This window comes from Cryobacterium zongtaii, assembly GCF_002909375.1.
Taxonomy (GTDB): Bacteria; Actinomycetota; Actinomycetes; order Actinomycetales; family Microbacteriaceae; genus Cryobacterium; species Cryobacterium zongtaii.
The window spans coordinates 287,373-301,821 of sequence record NZ_PPXD01000026.1; the positions used below are offsets into that span (position 1 = coordinate 287,373).

Sequence of the window (14,449 nt, forward strand, 5' to 3'; positions counted from 1 at the left end):
CTACTTCACGGCGTGGAGCCGAAAACTCTCCCGCTCGCCGGCCTCGTTGGTGTCCTGGCTGTGCGCGGCGAGCACCGACAGACGCACCAGGTCGGCTCCGCGCAGGCCGGGCCAGCCCTGCACCAGTCGGCGCCATTCGCTGGGCACCGCGGCCAGGCCCCACTGGGCGGCGAGCAGCGCACCGGCTATGCCGGCCACAGCGTCGGTGTTGCCGCCGCCGCGCACGGCCGCCTCGATGCCCAGACGGTACTGGCCGGCATCCGCTGTCGCGCCGGGCTCGTCACGGGTGTGCACGATGGCCGACCAGGCACCCTGCACCGCCTGCACGACCCAGCCGTTGCGCGTGAAATCGCGGGGCTGGCGGCGTTCGGCGTGGTTGATGCGCGCCGACCAGAGTTCACGCCGGCCCGGCGACAGGGTGCCCAGACCCACCCGCAGGTCGAGTTCTCCGGTCAGGACGGTGTGGCGGATGGCCAGCCCCCAGAGCACGCAGGCGTCCCCGGCGTCGGTCTCGCAGTGGGTGAGCTCGCTCAGCCGGCGTGCGGCGTCGGCCAGGCCGTCGGGATCGTGCAGGAACGCCAAGGCCACCGGGGCGGTGCGGAGCAGGCAACCGTTGCCGGCGCTTCGGCCCACTCTGTCGTGCCGAGCGCGGGCGGCGGCCCGGACGGCGGCGGCCGTCCGGTCCGGTCCGGACAACGCGGCGTCGAGCTGGTTGCCGGCGTACGGCGCGGTGTCGGCCCAGTCCACCCACTCCGCGGTGATGAGGTCGAGAGTGGACTCCTGGCGCAGATCGAGTCCGTCGGCCACGGCGCGCGCCACCGGGACGGCCAGGGCCGTGTAGTCGGTCCACTCCCCTCGGGCCCAGGTCGTGCCGGCTCCGCCGCGCATCCCCACCACCGCGGTGGGCGGCAGCGGACCCGCGTAGGCGTATCCGGCACCCAGGGCATCCCCACAGGCCATGCCGAGTAAAACAGCGGCCGAACGATCGTGCTGAGCCGACGACAATTTCATGCGTACTCCTTCGGGTTGAGTGCGACGGCGGCAGCATATGCCGAAAGCCCCGGAGCCGACAGGTTCTCGAACGGGGGGGGGGCACGGGAGTCGTCACATCGTCATCCGGCGTCATCGGAATATTCAGAACCGGGCCGGGCTTGTTAACCTGGTACGTAACGCCCGCATCTTGATCAGCACATTGGATGAACACATACATGAAGCGCCACCTCGTCTCCGCCACCGTCCTCACCATTGCCGCCGCGGTGGCCCTGACCGGGTGCAGCGCCTCCGCCGGTGATTCCGGCAGCGACGGCGCCGCGGCCGGCACCGACGAGTCGCTGAGTTCGGTCCTCGAATCCGGCACCCTGACCATCGGCACCGAGGGCACCTACCGGCCGTTCTCGTACCACGCCGACGGTTCCGGCGAGCTCACCGGCTATGACGTCGAGGTGGCCCGCGCCGTCGCCGACCAGCTGGGCGTTGAGGCCGAATTCGAAGAGACCCAGTGGGACGCGATCTTCGCCGGCCTCGAAGCCGGCCGTTTCGACACCATCGCCAACCAGGTGTCGATCACCCCGGAGCGCGTGGAGGCTTACACGTTCTCCACCCCGTACACCTACTCCACCGGCGTCATCGTGGTACCGGAGGACAACACCTCCATCGCGTCGTTCGCCGACCTGGCCGGCAAGACCACCGCCCAGTCGCTCACCAGCAACTGGTACACGCTGGCCACCGAGAGCGGCGCCACCGTGCAGTCCGTTGAGGGCTGGGCCCAGTCCGTCGCCCTCGTCGAGCAGGGCCGCGTCGACGCCACCGTCAACGACAAGCTGACCTACCTCGACTACAAGAAGCAGACCGGCGCCGCGGGCCTGAAGATCGCCGCGGAAACCGAGGAGCGCTCCGAGAGTGCCTTCGCCTTCGCCCCCGAGGGCACCGCTCTGGCCGAGGCCGTGTCGGATGCCCTCGCCACGCTCAGCGAGGACGGTACCCTGGCCGCCATTTCCGACACCTACTTCGGAGCTGACGTCTCGCAGTGAGCGAGTCCACCTGGCAACTCCTGCTTGATTCGCTGTGGCCCCTGATCCACGGTGCCATCACCGGAACGATCCCGTTGGCCCTGGCGTCATTCGCGATCGGACTCGTGCTGGCCCTGGGCCTGGCGTTGATGCGCCTGTCGAAGCGCCGGTGGCTGTCCTCGATCGCACAGGTCTACATCTCCATCGTGCGTGGCACCCCGCTGCTGGTGCAGTTGTTCGTGATTTTCTACGGCCTGCCCTCGCTGGGCATCGTCATCGACCCGTGGCCCAGCGCCATCGTCGCGTTCTCGATCAACGTCGGCGGCTACGCGGCCGAGGTGATCCGCGCCGCCATCCTCTCGGTGCCCAAGGGCCAGTGGGAGGCCGCGTACATGATCGGCATGTCGCACCGGCGTGCCCTCACCCGCATCATCCTGCCGCAGGCGGCCCGGGTGTCGGTGCCGCCGCTCTCCAACACCTTCATCAGCCTGGTCAAGGACACCTCCCTGGCCTCGCTGATCCTGGTCACCGAGCTGTTCCGCGAGGCCCAGCAGGTGGCAGCCTTCAGCCAGCAGTTCATGGCCCTGTACCTCGAGGCCGCCCTGCTCTACTGGGTCATCTGCCTGGTGCTCTCCAGCGGCCAGGGCGTGCTCGAAAAGCGATTGGACCGCTATGTCGCCCACTGACCAGAAGCTGCTCACGGTTCGAGGCCTGCAGAAGAGCTTCGGGGACAACCAGGTCCTGAAATCCATCGACCTCACCGTCGCGCGCGGCGAGGTGCTCGCGCTGATCGGGCCGTCAGGCTCGGGCAAGACCACCGTGCTCCGCTGCCTGAACGGCCTGGAGATCGCCGACGGCGGCACCATCGAGATCATCGGAGCGGATGACGCGACTCACGCACCCGTGACCATCGACTTCGCCGCTGCCCACGGATCCCGCGCCGGCGTTCCGAAGAAGACCCTCGGCACATTGCGGGACCGCTCGGCGATGGTCTTTCAGCACTACAACCTCTTTCCGCACAAGACCGTGCTCGAAAATGTGATGGAAGGACCCGTCGTCGTGCAGCGGCGCCCCCGAGCCGAGGTAGAGACCGAGGCCCTGGCGCTGCTGGAGAGGGTCGGCCTCGGTGAGAAGCGCGACAGCTACCCGTTCGAACTGTCCGGTGGGCAACAGCAGCGGGTGGGCATCGTCCGGGCCCTGGCCCTCCGACCTACCCTGCTGCTCTTTGACGAGCCGACCAGCGCCCTGGACCCCGAGCTTGTCGGCGACGTGCTGCGCCTGATCAAGGAGCTCGCCGCAGAGGGCTGGACGATGGTGATCGTCACCCACGAGCTCGAATTCGCCCGGGAGGTGGCCACCGAGGTGGCTTTCGTCGACGGCGGCACCATCGTGGAGCACGGCGATCCGAAGGAGATGCTGCGGAACCCCCAGCACGAGCGCACCCGCCAGTTCCTGCATCGGCTGCTGTTCCCGTTCTGATCTGCACGTGCATTTTTGGGCCCTGCACTAACCTGATCAGGTGAATTCCGCTGCTGTGCCCGCCGGGCTCGACGACTCCCCGACCCCTTTCCGACGCGCCGTGGGGGTGCTGCGCATCTTGCTGGCCGCGCTCGTGCTGGCCGCTATCGTGACCCAGATCACCGACCAACTCCTGAACGACGCGTTCGACCCTGCCGCGTACTTCGGTTTCTTCACGATTCAGTCCAGCCTGATGAACGTGGTGGTGCTCTTCGTCGGCGGTGTCCTCGCGCTGCGCCTGGCTGCCGAACCCGAGCTGCTGGCGCGGGTGCGGATGTCGACGCTCGCGTACGCCGTGATCACCGGGGTGGTCTACAACCTTTTGCTGCGCAACCAGCCCGCCGACGGCACCTTCGAGGGGCTGACCTGGCCCAACGAGGTCCTGCACGTGTGGGCGCCGGCCCTGATCCTGCTCGACTGGCTGCTGGCACCGGGCCGCCCGGCGCTGGCCTGGAAGCGGATCTGGTTCGCGCTGATCTACCCGCTGGTGTGGCTGGCCTATGCGTTGTTGCGCGGCACGTTCACCGACTGGTGGACCTACCCGTTCCTCAACCCCGACGAGCCGGGTGGCTGGCCGTCGGTGTTCCTCTACGTCCTGGTGATCGCCGTCGTCATCGCGGGCATCTCGGCCATCGCGATCGGGCTGAGCCGGCTGGGTCGGCGCACCTCGCCGGATCTGGAGCCGGGATTGGCCTGAGCGTCACCTGCCGTTCACCTCGGCGACGGAGACTGCAGCATGACTAATCCCGTCACGCAGCGAGTACAGGACTACACCGACCTGGTCGCCCATGGCGGCCGTGAGCTGACGGATGCCGTGGCCGTTCTCGCTGCGGGCGACGGGCCGCTCGTGGCGCACGGCCCCGGCGGTGAACATCCGGCCGGCCTGGTTCTCGCGTTGACCCTGCTCGCCGCGGGACTGCCGCACGACGAGGCCGTGGCCGCCGCGCTGCTCGCCGAGCCGCAGCCGGACGCCCTGCGGGCTGCCCTGGCCACCATCGACGCTCTCGGCGGTGCCGAACCGTACCTACTCCGGCACGGACTGACCGTGTCGCACTTCCACGCCCTGCGGGAACGGTTCGCGGGTGACGACGCCGGCCTCGCGGCCGGCGATGTGAGCTGAAGCTCAGGTCGTCATCACCAGCCGGCGCTGCCGCATGGCCAGGAACAACGGGAACGTGAACGCGAACGCCGTGACCAACCCGAATACGACGTAGGCCCAGCCTGCGCGCATGCCGAGCCGGCGGGCCTCCACGATGATGAAGACGCTGCCGGCGATCGCCGCCACGAGCAGGTCGGTGGTCAGCGACGACACCGCCGGTCCGCTCATGGTCCAGTCGCCGATGAAGTCGCTGGCCTGCATGATCGCCTGGATGTTCCAGGTCCAGGTGCCGATCAGTCCCACGATGGCCAGGGCCAGGTAGACGAACGTCAGGGTCGTCCAGCCCGCGGCGGCGGACGAGGAGGCGGGTTGCGCGGCGGGCTCGGAAGGTGTGCGGCTCATGAACACAGTGTGCCGCGATCCGCTCGATCGCGGCGTGCCTACGGGATTATTTCGCTGTAGCCCTGCGCGGTCACCCTGATCGCGAGCTTCGCCGGGATCTGCTCCTTCATCGACTCGACGTGGCTGATCAGGCCGATGGTGCGGCCGCCGGCCCGCAGGCTGTCGAGGGTACTCATGGCCGTCTCGAGGGTCTCGGCATCCAGCGACCCGAATCCCTCGTCCACGAAGAGGGTGTCCAGCGCGATGCCGCCGGCCTGGTTGGAGACCACCTCGGCGAGCCCGAGTGCCAGGGCGAGCGACGCGAGGAAGGTCTCGCCGCCGGACAGCGAGTGAGTCGCCCGCGCCCGGCCGGTGTGCTCGTCCCGGATCGCCAGCCCGAGTCCGGCCTGGCTGCCACGGTATTGCAGGGCGTCGTCGTGTTCGAGCGCGTACCGGCCGCCGGTCATGGTGCGCAGCCGGTTGTTCGCCGCGGCGATGATCTCCTCGAGCTGCGCGGCCAGCACGTAGGTCTCCAGCTTCATGCGCTTGGTGTTCGGGTCGTCGCCGTGCACCACGGCGGCGAGCTGACGCACCTGGGCCTGGGTGGTGAGCAGGTCCGCGGCGAGGGCGAACCGGGCCCGGGCATCCCCCACCAGGGCGGTGAGCGCGGTGGCACGTTCACGCAGCGATTCCCGGCGGGCCAGGGCGTCGTCGCGGGCGGCGCCGGCGGCCTGAAGGGCGAGCCGGGTCGGGTCGAGGTCGATGGGGTTCTCGGGCAGCCCGGCCAGGTCGGCCTCGGCCAGCACCCCGCGGGCGCCGGCGAGGTCGTCGTCGTAGGCGCGGATGGCGGCCTGACCAGCCTGCATCTCGGCCGGGCTGAGCCGGGCGAGTCCGGCGGCGGCCTCGTCGGCGAAGCCCTCCTCGTGCAGCTGCGCCGCCAGCGCCTCGGTGCGTGCCTCGACCGCCCGCCGGGCCGACGCGGAGGTGGCCAGCGCGTCGGCCAGTGCGCGGGCGGCGTCGAGCTCGCTGTGCAGCCGGCCGGCCCGCTCGGTGACGCTGTCGAACCCGGCCCGCTGGGCCTGGACGCGGCCGGCGATGCCGTCGCGCTCGGTCCGGCGTTCCGCCAGGTGCACGGTGGCTTCGTCGCGCGCCAGCTGCAGCGGGGCCAGGGCGGCCTGGGCCTCGGCCTGGTCGGCGCGCAGGCGGGCCAGCTCGGCCTCGAGGGCGGGCAGCCTGGCGCGGTGGTCGGCAGCCACGGCGAGGGCATCCTCTGCCTGCCGGAGTGCCGCATCGAGCGTGTCGGAATCATCGTCGCCGGAGCGGGTGCGGGCGGTGGTGAGCAGGGTATCGACGTGCAGGGACTGAGTGCGGGCGGCGTCGACGGCCCCCTGACGGCGACTCATCAGGTCGCGGGCGTCGTCGAGGTCGTCGTCGGTGACGGGTGCGGCGTCGCCGGTCATGGGCGCCGGGTGTTCGGTGGCCCCGCAGACCGCGCAGGGCTCGCCGTCGACGAGACCGGCGGCGAGCTCAACGGCAAAACCGCCGAGCCGGGCGTCCACGAGCTGCTGATAGTGCAGGGCGGCCGCGGTGTTCTCCGCCACGGCCTCCCGTTCGGCGCGGTGTACCCCCACCAGTTCGGTTTCCAGCCGGCGCACGTCGTCGGCCGCGGCCAGTGCAGCCTCGGCCCGGGCCAGTGTCGCTTCGGCCTCCGGGGCGCGGGCGGCGCCGAGGGTCGCCGCGGCGAGGGCATCCGTTGCCGCGTCGATGCGCTCGGGCAGCGCGAGCAGCAGCAGCCTGGCGGCGTCGAGCGCCTCGATCTGGGCGGCCGTGCGGCGCTCGAGTTCGGTGATCTGCTCGTCGAGGGCGGGCAGCCTGCGTTCCTCGACGAGCAGGTCGTCGAGGCTGCCGAGCTGGCGCAGCCTGTCGTCGATCAGGGTGCTGAGGCCGGCGGCATCTGCTGAGTCTGCGTCGTCGTCGTCGGCGACAAGCCGCTTCCAGGCGGCCCGGGCGGCGGTCGCTGTGGCCTCGGCCGTGCCGACCGAGGCGTCGGCATCGATGCGGGCGCGCACCTGCGGCCAGACCCTGGCGGCGTGCTCGGCCAGGCGCAGGGCTTCCCGGCTGCCGAGCATCTCGTCCCCGCGCTCCTCGAGAGCGGTCAGCGTGCGGGCCGCCGCATCCCGGCGGTCCTGGCGTCGGCGCCGGTCCTCGGCGGCCTGGTACTCGGCGGTGGCCGCTGTCAGGGCCGCGGAGGCGGTTTCGGCGTGCCGGGTCGCGGCCGCCAGCCGGCAATCGAGGGTGTCGAGCGCCGCGTCGAACCAGCCGAGGTCAGGGTCGGCCGGGGACTCGGGTCGGGTGTCTTCGTCGTCGTCGCGCCACAGCTGGCGCAGGGTCGCGGCCACGATCCCGTCGATCTCATGCCGCACCAGCGTCAGCTCGTCGTCGAGCACCTTGCGCCGGGTGAGCAGCTCGGTCTCCAGCTGCTGGAACCGAAGGGTGCCGAACAGGGTGCGGAGCACGGTGAGTCTGTCGTCGGTCTTGGCCAGCAGGAAGCGCTGGAACCGGTTCTGGGCCAGCAGGATCACCTGCAGGAACTGGTCTTGCTTCAACGGCAGGATCCGGCTGAGCTCGGTGCCCACATCCACCGGGCGGGCGGCGATGCCCACCCAGTCGCCGGTGCCGTCGGTGCCGGCGCTGAGCCGCTCGAGGCGCGCATCCGGCTGCGCCGTGGTGGTGCCCACGCCACGCTTCTTGGCCTTCTCAAAGCGCGGGGTGCGGTAGACCCTGTAGGTGTCGCCCTTGAGGGTGAACTCGAGCTCGACGAAGCTCGGGTCGGCCGGGTCGCAGTGGTCGCTGCGCAGCCGCAGTTCGCTGCCGTCGAACCGGGGCACCGAGCCGTACAGGGCGAAGCAGATGGCGTCCAGGATGCTGGACTTGCCCGCGCCGGTCTTGCCGGTGATCAGGAAGATTCCGTCGGCGTCGAAGCGGGTGAAGTCCACCTCCTGCTCGGTCTTGTACGGGCCGAAGCCGGCGATGCGCAGCCGGGTGATCTTCATACGGTGGCCTCGGTGGTATCGCCCAGGACCTCGGCGACCAGCTCACGCTCGAAGGCGCTCAGGCCCACACCGTTGCGCACGAACTCCAGGAAGCCGGCCACGATTTCGGGGTCGCTCTTGTGCTTGACCCGGTCGGAATAGGTGGATTCCTCGGTCGCCTGCGTGATGGTCGGGCGGTGCTCGAGGGCCACACAGTGCGGAAAGCGCTTTTGCAGGGTGCGCATGCCGTCCAGCGGCCGCACCCGGTCCGTCAGCACCGCGGCGATCCAGTCGTTCTCGAACGAGGTGAAGGCGTCGTCGTGAGCAAGGGACTCGAGCTCCCCCGTGACCACCCGCAGGCGCCGGGGAATCGGCAGGTCGACCCACTCGGTCTCGGCCAGTCCGTTCGCATCGAGATCGACGAGCCAGCCGCCGCGGGGCTTGTCGGCCTCGGCGAAGGAGTAGTGCAGCGGGGCTCCCGAGTAGCGCACCCTGTCGGTGATCTGCGCGCGACCGTGGATGTGGCCCAGCGCGACGTAGTCGGGGCCGTCGAAGACGTTCACCGGAACGAGGTCCAGGCCGCCGGCGCTGATGTCGCGCTCCACATCGCTGGCGGCGACTCCCGCTGCGAAGCAGTGCGCGAGCACCACCGAGCGGCCGCCGCGGTCGGCGAGGTCGGCGCGCACCTGCCGCATGGCCAGGCCCAGCACCTGTTCGTGGGTCTTGAGGAGCTCGTCGGGGTAGTGGTGGCGCACCAGGGCGGGTTCGAGGAAGGGGATGCCGTAGAAGTGCACGGGGCCGTGTTCGTCGTCGATCGAGATCGGGGTGCGGTACTGGTCGAACCCGGTGACCACGTGGATGCCGGCGAGCCCCGCCCACTCCGACTGGAAGCCGAGCCGGGTGGCCGAGTCGTGGTTGCCGCTGGTCATCACCACCCGGGCGCCGGTGGCGTGCAGGCGCGCCAGGGTGCCGCTGAGCAGGGTGTAACTGTCGGCGGACGGTGTGGCCGAATCGAAGATGTCACCGGCCACGGCGACCACGTCGACCCCGCGTTCGCACACGATGTCCACGAGGGCGTCGAGCACGAGCGCCAAGTGGTCAAGGGTCGAGTGGGTGTGGAAGGTGCGCCCGATGTGCCAGTCACTCGTGTGCAGGATCTTCATATCACTCACGCTACCGTCGGCCACCGACAGTACTGGCCAGAGCCCCGCGCGTGTACATTCCCCGTCGAACTCGTTTGTCGAGGGTCGACTCGAATGGAGGAAACACCATGGCACGTGTCAGCGGCAAGGTCGCACTCATCAGTGGTGGAGCGCGGGGACTCGGTGCCGCGATGGCCCGTCGCCTCGTCGAGGAGGGCGCGCAAGTGGTTATCGGGGATCTGCTCGATGAGGACGGCAAGGCCCTCGTCGCCGAACTGGGCGAGGCCTGCCGGTACGTGCACCTCGACGTGACCCGCGCCCAGCACTGGGACGCCGCCGTCGCCGTCGCGGTGGACGACTTCGGCGGGCTCGACGTGCTCGTGAACAACGCCGGGATCGTGAACTTCGGTCCCATCGAGGAGTACACCCTGGAGTCCTGGAACACCATCATCGCGGTCAACCTCACCGGAGTGTTCCTCGGCATCAAGGCGGCGGTGCCGATGATCATCCGGTCGAAGGCGGGCTCGATCATCAACGTGTCCTCGACCGCCGGCCTGCAGGGCTACGAGGCGCTCCCCGGCTACGTGGCGGCGAAGTTCGGGGTGCGCGGGCTCACCAAGTCCGTCGCGCTGGACCTCGGCAAGTACAACGTGCGGGTCAACTCGGTGCATCCGGGCGCCATCGCCACCCCGATGACCGCCGGGCTCGATGTGCCGCAGAACCACGTGGCGCTGCACCGCATCGGCCAGGCCACCGAGGTGGCGAACCTGGTGCTGTTCCTGGCCAGTGACGAGTCGAGCTTCTCCACCGGAGCCGAGTTCCTCACCGACGGCGGCGAGCTGAGCGGCCTGTCGCACTACCAATAAGTCTCACCATCCCCGGGCCCGCAACCGCCGCGTGATCCGCGCCGCCAGGGCGGCCGGGTCCAGCAGGTCGTCGTCGGTGAACTGCAACAGCGTGTACTCGGGGTAGACCAGGTCACCCCTGGCCAGGAACCGGCCGTTCTCGTCGAACACGTTGTCATTGCATTCGGGTTCCGGAAGCCCGGCGAGCACGATGATCACCCGGAGCATCGATTCCCGCGGCGATTCCGAACGCGTGCGAAGGAGCGGGAGTGCGGCTCTGGCGCGCTGCAACCCCCTGCGACCCGAATAGCACTCCAACGCAGCCGAGAACCAGTACACCGCGCTCGACGAGGTCGTCCGGCGCGAGCCTGAGCCGATGCCCCAGAACGGCCGGTCGAGGACGGCACGGACATCCCGCCTTCATTTCGTCTGCGAAGGCGGGAAGTCCGCAACTCACCCCGGGAACTGTCGGCTTGCATTCAGGGATCTTTGTTTATCTGTGTTTGTGTTGACAAGCAAAAACAAACGGGTCTAAAGTCAGGAATACAAACTTTTGCGCGACTCCCCCCGGGCCGCGTTCTCACCGTCGAGGAGGCCCGATGTTCGCCGAAGAGCGTCAGTCGATGATCGCCGAGATGGTGTCCGACCGCAGCCGGGTCACCGTGAACGAACTGGCCGTGCGCTTCGACATCACCCCGGAGACCGTACGCCGCGACCTCTCCGCCCTCGAACTGAGCCGGCACCTGCGCCGCGTGCACGGTGGCGCCGTGGCCATCGACCGGCTGAGCATGTCCGAGGCCAGCCTCGAAGAGCGCCAGACCCAGCGCCACGACGAGAAGGCCCGCATCGCCGATGCCGCCCTGGCCATGATCCCCGCGAGCACAACGGGGTCGATCATCCTGGACTCCGGCACCACCACCGAACTGCTGGCCGACCGGCTTCTCGAGTGGACGCCGGCCAACCCCGGCGACCAGCTCCTGGTGATCACCAACGCCCTCCCCATCGCCTACAAGCTGGCGGGCAACGAGGCCATCTCGCTGCAGATCCTCGGCGGCCGGGTGCGCGGCCTCACCCGGGCCATCGTGGGCACCCGCACCACCCAGATGCTCGACGCCATGCGCCCCGACATCGCCTTCGTCGGCGCCAACGGCGTGGCCGCCGACTTCGGCTTCAGCACCCCCGACTCGGTCGAGGCCGCCGTGAAGACCGCGATCGTGCGTTCCGCCCGCCGCGTTGTCGCGCTGGCCGACTCCTCAAAGCTCGACCAGGAAACCCTGGTCAGGTTCGCTGCTCTGAGCGACATCGACGCGCTCATCACCGATGCTCCCCCTTCCGCTGAACTTGCCGCAGCCCTGGCCGCGGCGGATGTCGAGGTCGTAATCGCATGATCGTCACACTCACCCCCAACCCCAGCCTGGACCGCACCATCGAACTCGCCGGCCCGCTCGCGCGCGGCGACGTACAGCGCGCCCTGGACGCCCATCAGGAACCCGGCGGCAAGGGTGTCAACATCTGCCGCGCCCTGGCAGCCTCGGGCATCGAGAGCCTCGCGATCCTGCCCGGCGACGCGGATGACCCGGTGCTGCTCGCGCTGACCGCTCAGGGCATCCCGCACCTCGGCCTGCCGATCGGCGCGACCCTGCGAAGCAACATCGCGATCACCGAACCGGACGGCACCACCACCAAGGTGAACGAACCCGGTCCGGTGTTGACCAACGAGCAGCAGTCCGCCCTGGTGGAGCTCGTCCTCGAGAAGGCCGAGGGCGCCAGCTGGCTGGTGCTGGCCGGTTCGCTGCCACCCGGGGTGCCGGACACCTTCTACGCCGACCTCACCCGGGAGCTCAAGACCCGCTTCGGCGCCGCGGCTCCCAAAGTCGCCATCGACTCCTCAGGTGCCCCCCTGGCCGCGGCCATCAGCGCCGGCCCCGACCTGCTCAAGCCCAACGCCGACGAACTCGCCGAGCTCACCGGCATCTCAGACCCGGACAGCCTCGAGGCCGACCCGCACCTGGCCGCACGCGCCGCGCAGACCCTGATCACCGCGGGAGTCGGCGCCGTGCTGGCCACCCTCGGTTCCCAGGGCGCCCTGCTGGTCACCGCGGAGGGCTACTGGCTTGCCACTCGTCCCCCGATCGTCGCGGTTTCGACCGTCGGCGCCGGAGATTCTTCGCTGGCAGGTTTCCTGCTCAGCGACTTGGCCGGAGCATCCGCCCCGGACTGCCTGCGTCAGGCCGTCGCCCACGGCGCCGCTGCCGCATCCCTGCCCGGCTCAACCGTGCCGGCCGTGACCCAAACCGACCCCAGCGCCGTCACAGTGACGGCATTTGCTACACATCCAAAGGAGGATGACCAGTGAGTGCACTGATTACCCCAGAGCTCGTTGCTTTGGACCAGAACCTCGGTGCCGCGCCGGCGACCGTGATTCGGCACCTCGCCGAGCTCGTCGTCGGAGCCGGCCGAGCCACCGAGATCGACGGGCTGTACGCCGACGCCCTCGCCCGCGAAGCCAAGACCTCCACCGGCATCCCCGGCGGACTCGCCATCCCGCACTGCCGTTCGAGCGCGGTCACCGAGCCGACGCTGGCCGTTGCCCGTCTGTCCCAGCCGGTCGACTTCGGGTCGGCCGACGGACCCGCCGACCTGATCTTCATGATCGCCGCCCCCGAAGGCGCCGACCAGGACCACCTGAAGATCCTGTCGAAGCTGGCCCGGTCGCTGATGAAGGCCGACTTCACCGCAGCCCTCCGCGCCGCGAAGACCCCCGAGGAGATCGTGACCCTGGTCACCGACATCGTCGCACCGGTCACCGCGGCGACCACAGCCGGAGCGCACTCCACCTCCGCCGCCCCGCGCGTCACCGCGGCGCCCACCGGAGCCGGCACCGAGGGCACCCCGGCCAACGGGGCCCGCCGTCTCGTCGCCGTCACCGCCTGCCCCACCGGCATCGCCCACACCTACATGGCAGCGGACGCGCTCGTCGCGGCCGCCAAGGAGATGGGCATCGACCTGCAGGTCGAGACCCAGGGTTCCGCCGGAGCGACCCCGCTGGCCGCCTCGGTCATCGACTCCGCCGACGCCGTCATCTTCGCCGTTGACGTCGATGTGCGCGACAAGGGCCGGTTCGCCGGCAAGCCCCTCGTGCAGTCCCCCGTCAAGCGCGCCATCGACGACCCGAAGAAGATGATCCAGGAGGCTCTCGCCGCCGTGGACAACCCGAACGCCCGCCGCGTCAGCGGTGGCGGCGCCGCGGCATCCGACTCGGTGTCCGAGAACGAGCACATGGGCCAGAAGATCAAGCGTGCCCTGCTCACCGGTGTCAGCTACATGATCCCGTTCGTCGCCGGTGGAGGCCTGCTCATCGCCCTGGGCTTCCTGCTCGGCGGCTACGACGTCACCGACGTCGCCGACGACGTGGTGCTGCAGAACAGCCTGTGGAACCTGCCCGAGGGAGGCCTGGCCATCTACCTGGGCGCGGTCTTCTTCAAGATCGGTGCCCTGTCAATGGGCTTCCTGGTTCCGGCCCTGGCCGGATACATCGCCTACGGCATCGCCGACCGCCCCGGCATCGCTCCCGGCTTCGTCGCCGGTGCGGTCTCGGGCTTCATGGGTGCCGGCTTCCTCGGCGGCATCGTCGGTGGCCTGCTCGCCGGTATCGCTGCGGCCTGGATCGGCTCGTTCGACGTGCCGCGCTGGCTCCGTAGCCTGATGCCCGTCGTGATCATCCCGCTGCTGGCCTCGATCTTCGCCTCCGGACTGATGTTCCTGGTGCTCGGTGGACCGATCGCCTGGCTGACCGTCGCCCTGAACGACTGGCTCAGCGGCATGACCGGCGCGTCGGTTGTCATCCTCGGCATGATCCTCGGCCTGATGATGGCGTTCGACCTCGGTGGCCCGGTCAACAAGGTGGCCTACTCCTTCGCCGTCGCCGGCCTGGGTGCCGCAACGCTGGCCAACCAGGCGCCGTGGCAGATCATGGCCGCGGTCATGGCCGCCGGCATGGTGCCGCCGCTCGCGATGGCCCTGGCCACCGTGCTCGACCGCAAACTGTTCAGCCCGGTCGAACGCGACAACGGCAAGGCAGCCTGGCTGCTGGGTGCGTCGTTCATCTCCGAGGGCGCGATCCCGTTCGCCGCGGCCGACCCGCTGCGTGTGATCCCGGCGAGCATGCTCGGCGCGGCCACCACCGGTGCGCTGACCATGGCCTGGGGTGTCACGTCGAAGGCGCCGCACGGTGGAATCTTCGTGTTCTTCGCCATCGAGAACGTTTTGGGCTTCATCCTGGCGATCCTGATCGGCACCGTCATCTCGGCCATAGCGGTAATCGTGCTCAAGCGCTACGTCCGAAAGACCCCGACTTCGGGGTCCATCCAGCAGAACAACACCCTGGTGACCGCCTAACATTAGTGGGCACCATTAACGCCGA

The 14,449-nt window shown here is 69.6% G+C and carries 14 protein-coding genes; 9 read left to right on the top strand and 5 right to left on the bottom strand.

Features of this window, described 5'->3' with window-relative positions; all coding sequences use genetic code 11:
• The gene (locus C3B61_RS16710) at positions 1–1,011 is read right to left on the bottom strand and encodes an ADP-ribosylglycohydrolase family protein (RefSeq protein WP_103461638.1); all 1,011 of its coding nucleotides are present in this window, start codon (positions 1,009–1,011) and stop codon (positions 1–3) included.
• Positions 1,012–1,196: 185 nt separating this feature from the next.
• On the opposite strand from C3B61_RS16710, the gene C3B61_RS16715 reads away from it, so the two are divergent.
• Genes C3B61_RS16715 through C3B61_RS16735 form a run of 5 tightly spaced genes read left to right on the top strand, consistent with a single transcriptional unit; the run spans position 1,197 to position 4,647 of the window.
• A complete protein-coding gene (locus C3B61_RS16715; protein WP_370289880.1) occupies positions 1,197–2,030 on the top strand; it encodes an amino acid ABC transporter substrate-binding protein in 834 nt (277 codons plus the stop codon).
• Positions 2,027–2,695: an amino acid ABC transporter permease gene (locus C3B61_RS16720; RefSeq protein ID WP_088456791.1), complete on the top strand. Its 669-nt coding sequence runs from the start codon at positions 2,027–2,029 to the stop codon at positions 2,693–2,695. Before C3B61_RS16715 ends, C3B61_RS16720 begins: the two co-directional genes overlap by 4 nt.
• Positions 2,682–3,488 carry an amino acid ABC transporter ATP-binding protein gene (locus C3B61_RS16725; RefSeq protein ID WP_088456792.1) on the top strand — a complete coding sequence of 269 codons (807 nt, stop codon included), beginning with the start codon at positions 2,682–2,684 and terminating at the stop codon, positions 3,486–3,488. Before C3B61_RS16720 ends, C3B61_RS16725 begins: the two co-directional genes overlap by 14 nt.
• 40 nt (positions 3,489–3,528) lie before the next feature.
• Complete coding sequence (locus C3B61_RS16730) at positions 3,529–4,224, top strand: Pr6Pr family membrane protein (protein WP_133159786.1); 696 nt, start codon at positions 3,529–3,531, stop codon at positions 4,222–4,224.
• 39 nt (positions 4,225–4,263) lie between these two features.
• On the top strand, positions 4,264–4,647 hold the full coding sequence (locus C3B61_RS16735; protein ID WP_103461639.1) for a hypothetical protein: 384 nt from the start codon (positions 4,264–4,266) through the stop codon (positions 4,645–4,647).
• 3 nt (positions 4,648–4,650) lie between these two features.
• Here C3B61_RS16735 and C3B61_RS16740 read toward each other — a convergent pair whose 3' ends face one another.
• From C3B61_RS16740 to C3B61_RS16750, 3 genes are read right to left on the bottom strand one after another with little or no spacing between them, the layout of a single operon-like run.
• Positions 4,651–5,028, bottom strand: a complete 378-nt coding sequence (locus C3B61_RS16740) for a DUF2834 domain-containing protein (RefSeq protein WP_103461864.1) — start codon at positions 5,026–5,028, stop codon at positions 4,651–4,653.
• Positions 5,029–5,066: 38 nt separating this feature from the next.
• Positions 5,067–8,060 carry an AAA family ATPase gene (locus C3B61_RS16745; protein ID WP_103461640.1) on the bottom strand — a complete coding sequence of 998 codons (2,994 nt, stop codon included), beginning with the start codon at positions 8,058–8,060 and terminating at the stop codon, positions 5,067–5,069.
• On the bottom strand, positions 8,057–9,202 hold the full coding sequence (locus C3B61_RS16750) for an exonuclease SbcCD subunit D (RefSeq protein ID WP_103461641.1): 1,146 nt from the start codon (positions 9,200–9,202) through the stop codon (positions 8,057–8,059). The genes C3B61_RS16745 and C3B61_RS16750 overlap by 4 nt, the downstream gene beginning before the upstream one ends.
• Before the next feature lie 107 nt (positions 9,203–9,309).
• Here C3B61_RS16750 and C3B61_RS16755 point away from each other — a divergent pair, with 107 nt between their 5' ends.
• On the top strand, positions 9,310–10,047 hold the full coding sequence (locus C3B61_RS16755) for a glucose 1-dehydrogenase (protein ID WP_088456797.1): 738 nt from the start codon (positions 9,310–9,312) through the stop codon (positions 10,045–10,047).
• Positions 10,048–10,050: 3 nt separating this feature from the next.
• Here the strand turns inward: C3B61_RS16755 and C3B61_RS16760 are convergent, their stop codons facing one another.
• Positions 10,051–10,254 carry a hypothetical protein gene (locus C3B61_RS16760; protein WP_103461642.1) on the bottom strand — a complete coding sequence of 68 codons (204 nt, stop codon included), beginning with the start codon at positions 10,252–10,254 and terminating at the stop codon, positions 10,051–10,053.
• Between the two features lie 371 nt (positions 10,255–10,625).
• Between C3B61_RS16760 and C3B61_RS16765 the strand changes: the two genes are divergently transcribed.
• Genes C3B61_RS16765 through C3B61_RS16775 form a run of 3 tightly spaced genes read left to right on the top strand, consistent with a single transcriptional unit; the run spans position 10,626 to position 14,424 of the window.
• Positions 10,626–11,414, top strand: a complete 789-nt coding sequence (locus C3B61_RS16765) for a DeoR/GlpR family DNA-binding transcription regulator (protein ID WP_088456799.1) — start codon at positions 10,626–10,628, stop codon at positions 11,412–11,414.
• Positions 11,411–12,382 (top strand): 1-phosphofructokinase family hexose kinase, encoded by a 972-nt coding sequence (locus C3B61_RS16770; RefSeq protein ID WP_103461643.1) that lies wholly within the window; start codon positions 11,411–11,413, stop codon positions 12,380–12,382. Before C3B61_RS16765 ends, C3B61_RS16770 begins: the two co-directional genes overlap by 4 nt.
• A complete protein-coding gene (locus C3B61_RS16775; protein WP_103461644.1) occupies positions 12,379–14,424 on the top strand; it encodes a PTS fructose transporter subunit IIABC in 2,046 nt (681 codons plus the stop codon). Before C3B61_RS16770 ends, C3B61_RS16775 begins: the two co-directional genes overlap by 4 nt.
• The last annotated feature ends 25 nt before the right edge of the window (positions 14,425–14,449 follow it).

Excerpts from the sequence above, each read along its gene's own strand:
- C3B61_RS16710 (WP_103461638.1), bottom strand. The coding sequence starts at position 1,011 with ATGAAATTGTCGTCGGCTCAGCACGATCGTTCGGCCGCTGTTTTACTC.
- C3B61_RS16715 (WP_370289880.1), top strand. The coding sequence starts at position 1,197 with ATGAACACATACATGAAGCGCCACCTCGTCTCCGCCACCGTCCTCACC.
- C3B61_RS16725 (WP_088456792.1), top strand. The coding sequence starts at position 2,682 with ATGTCGCCCACTGACCAGAAGCTGCTCACGGTTCGAGGCCTGCAGAAG.
- C3B61_RS16735 (WP_103461639.1), top strand. The coding sequence starts at position 4,264 with ATGACTAATCCCGTCACGCAGCGAGTACAGGACTACACCGACCTGGTC.
- C3B61_RS16740 (WP_103461864.1), bottom strand. The coding sequence starts at position 5,028 with ATGAGCCGCACACCTTCCGAGCCCGCCGCGCAACCCGCCTCCTCGTCC.
- C3B61_RS16745 (WP_103461640.1), bottom strand. The coding sequence starts at position 8,060 with ATGAAGATCACCCGGCTGCGCATCGCCGGCTTCGGCCCGTACAAGACC.
- C3B61_RS16750 (WP_103461641.1), bottom strand. The coding sequence starts at position 9,202 with ATGAAGATCCTGCACACGAGTGACTGGCACATCGGGCGCACCTTCCAC.
- C3B61_RS16755 (WP_088456797.1), top strand. The coding sequence starts at position 9,310 with ATGGCACGTGTCAGCGGCAAGGTCGCACTCATCAGTGGTGGAGCGCGG.
- C3B61_RS16760 (WP_103461642.1), bottom strand. The coding sequence starts at position 10,254 with ATGCTCCGGGTGATCATCGTGCTCGCCGGGCTTCCGGAACCCGAATGC.
- C3B61_RS16765 (WP_088456799.1), top strand. The coding sequence starts at position 10,626 with ATGTTCGCCGAAGAGCGTCAGTCGATGATCGCCGAGATGGTGTCCGAC.
- C3B61_RS16770 (WP_103461643.1), top strand. The coding sequence starts at position 11,411 with ATGATCGTCACACTCACCCCCAACCCCAGCCTGGACCGCACCATCGAA.